3 protein-coding genes are annotated in these 3033 nt (G+C 59.3%); 1 reads left to right on the plus strand and 2 read right to left on the minus strand.

Annotated features, from left to right (window positions below):
- Positions 1-305 (minus strand): helix-turn-helix domain-containing protein (locus tag QZ964_RS19835; protein WP_292531264.1); only part of this gene is annotated, 305 nt, incomplete at its 3' end.
- 138 nt (positions 306-443) lie between these two features.
- Between QZ964_RS19835 and QZ964_RS19840 the strand changes: the two genes are divergently transcribed.
- A complete protein-coding gene (locus QZ964_RS19840) occupies positions 444-2066 on the plus strand; it encodes an NAD(P)/FAD-dependent oxidoreductase (protein WP_292533808.1) in 1623 nt (540 codons plus the stop codon).
- A gap of 264 nt (positions 2067-2330) precedes the next feature.
- Here the strand turns inward: QZ964_RS19840 and QZ964_RS19845 are convergent, their stop codons facing one another.
- Positions 2331-2654 carry a hypothetical protein gene (locus tag QZ964_RS19845; protein ID WP_292533809.1) on the minus strand — a complete coding sequence of 108 codons (324 nt, stop codon included), beginning with the start codon at positions 2652-2654 and terminating at the stop codon, positions 2331-2333.
- Positions 2655-3033: the final 379 nt, after the last annotated feature.

The raw sequence follows: 3033 nt of genomic DNA on the forward strand, positions 1-3033 counted from the left end.
GTCGGACCGTCCTCGATCATGCGCATGAGCGCGGCGCGATGTTCGTTCTTCAAGAGCGACGGTTGACCCGGCGCCTTGCGGTCAACGAGGCCACTCTCGCCATGCGCATTGAAGCGCAAAACCCAGTCGCGAACGACCTGGAGCGTCACGCCGCCAATCTTCGCCGCCTCGCCGCGCGGCGCGCCGTCGTAAATTGCAGCGAGCGCCAGGAGCCTGCGCGCCTGAGGCCCATCTTTCGCGCGCTTCGCAATCGCCCGAAGCGCATCCGCGTCAAAGTCTTCCCGCAGTCCAATCGCAGCCGCCATGGCGAACCCCCTGGAGTTCGCCAACTAGAATCAGACGAAAGACGATTCGTGAAGACCCAATGAGTCTGCTTCAATGGGGATCGGTATAAGAGGCAGTCGAGCATTGCCCGATCTGTCCATCCGTTTGTGAGATGAATCATGCACGACGTCGTCATCGTCGGAGGCGGACACAACGGCCTCGTTTGCTCCGCCTATTTGGCGATGGCGGGCTTCAAGGTCGTCGTGCTCGATCAGCGTTCAGTGGTCGGAGGAGCCGCCGTCACAGAAGAATTCAGCCCCGGCTTCTCCAATTCGGTTGCATCGTACACCGTCTCTCTACTGAACCCAAAGATCATTCAGGACCTCGATCTCGCAGCCCATGGAATGCGGATCATCGAGCGTCCGATATCCAATTTCCTGCCCTTGGACGAAGGAGGCTTTCTAAAGGTCGGTGGTGGCCAAACGAAACAGCAGGTCGCAAAATTCTCGCAGAGGGACGCAGACAGGTTGGACGCTTATCAAGCGCGCCTAGATGCGGTCGCCGATGTCCTGCGCGCTGCCGTGCTCGAGACGCCGCCGAACGTCGTTGAGGGCAGCACATTTGCCGCAATTGCCGAGTTGATCAAGGCCGGCAGGATAGGCAATAGAATTCGAGCGCTCGGACTCGACCTCCAACGGGATTTTCTCGATCTCTTCACGGCCTCCGCTGGCGACTTCCTCGACGCCTGGTTCGAAAGCGCGCCGATAAAGGCTGCTTTCGGCTTCGACAGCATCGTCGGCAATTTTGCAAGCCCTTACGCCGCTGGCACTGCCTATGTCCTACTGCATCACTGCTTTGGAGAGGTGAATGGGAAAAAAGGCGTGTGGGGCCACGCGATTGGCGGCATGGGGGCCATTACTCAGGCGATGGCGAAAGCCGCCGTCACTCATGGCGTCGACATAAGACTTGCAACACGGGTGCGCCGGATCATTGTCGAGCACGGACGCGCCGTCGGCGTTGAGACGGACGAGGGCGAAATCATCCAAGCCGCAGCCGTCGCCGCAGGGATTAATCCCAAGCTCCTCTATCTTGAACTCGTCGATGCGCTCGATCTACCCGAGGGGTTTCGGCGGCGCATGGAAAACTGGCGTTGCGGGTCAGGCACATTCCGCATGAATGTCGCGCTTTCCGAATTGCCCGATTTCACTGCGTTGCCAGGACGCGCATGTGCGGAGCACCACGCCTCGGGCATCATCATCGCTCCGAGCCTCACCTATATGGAGCGAGCCTATTTTGATGCCCGCTCCTTTGGATGGTCGCGCCGTCCCATCATAGAACTGGTCATCCCTTCCACAATCGATGACTCGCTCGCGCCGCGCGGACAACATGTTGCGAGCCTGTTTTGCCAGCATGTCGCCCCGCAACTGCCCGACGGTTCGTCGTGGGATGACCATCGTGAAACTGTCGCCGATCTCATGATCGACACGGTCGACAATTATGCGCCGAACTTCCGCCGCTCGGTATTGGCGCGCCAGATCTTGTCCCCGCTCGATCTCGAACGAACATTTGGCCTCATCGGCGGCGACATATTCCACGGATCGCTTGATCTGAGGCAGATCTTCTCGGCGCGTCCGATGTTGGGCTACGCGGACTATCGGAGTCCGATCGCGGGCCTCTATTTGTGCGGCTCGGGAAGCCATCCAGGCGGAGGCGTCACGGGCGCGCCCGGTCACAACGCCGCACGCGAAATCCTGCGCGATTTCCGGCGTAAGCGCGTCGCCCGAGCGCTTGGTCGACGGTAATCCAGGAAAGCACGCTCAATAATTTCGTCCGTTACATACGACAGGGAATCTGCGGGCCTTCCGACAAAAAAGCTCCGGATCTTGACGCGCTTCGGTTTGGACTAGTGCTTCTTGCGCTTGAACCCCAAGCTAACCAATGCGCTGGGCGTGGACGGGCCGTGAGGCGTTTCCGCAAGTCTGTCCAACAAACGACAGTCTTTTGCGATCGTCATTGAGCACGCTTCAGCGGCGTGTGCAGAGAGCAAAATCATGGTCCCACCCGCGTTAGCCGAAGCGTGGTGTCACGTTCTTGCGAACCACAGCGACTGCAAGTGCAATCTCGTTATAGGGGCCGATAGTCGTTTCTCGGTGTTCGAAACAGGCAAGAGTCACCAGGACCTCGCCGCGCCATTCACAGGTAGGTTGCAAAGTGGATGCGCCCGCTTCACCGAGCGCTACTTGAATTCGCTCCCGATCCACGAGAAAAAACGCATCGAGATTTCGTGCCTTCCGATACAGAATAGACAACTCGACGGGCCCTGCATTGGTCAAAACGGTGGGTTGCAACATCGAAAAACGGGTCGGTCTGGCATCGGGAATCCAGTGCAAGACCAACGTTCTTGGATTGGCTCTGGATTCCCCAGTCGCCTTCGGCCTGCCGGGAATGACAAGGTCCAATCGACGGATCAGGCGGAATTCGTATAAGCGCGCCGAACTCGCCTCTTCTCGCAGTCGGATGGCCAGCTACCGGCAGGCGCATGCACGCCCTCGGCTTGCGCCTCGTCAAAATCTGGGCGCCGGATAGCGCGCGCCGGGCTTCATTGAAAAAGCGCCATCGACAGGCCCCGCGCCGGCACCAGGTGACGTAGCCCCTTAATTGCCCGGACACGGCCCACCCTTAAGATAAGGGTTAGGAGTAATGCCGTGTCTATGACTGGTTCTTTTCCGAAAGCCGAAATCCTGACCGACCCGCAGCGCCGGCGGCGGT

This window comes from Methylocystis sp. (assembly GCF_021731785.1).
GTDB lineage: Bacteria > Pseudomonadota > Alphaproteobacteria > Rhizobiales > Beijerinckiaceae > Methylocystis.

Coding starts and splice junctions, on each gene's coding strand:
- QZ964_RS19840 (WP_292533808.1), top strand. CDS start 444: ATGCACGACGTCGTCATCGTCGGAGGCGGACACAACGGCCTCGTTTGC.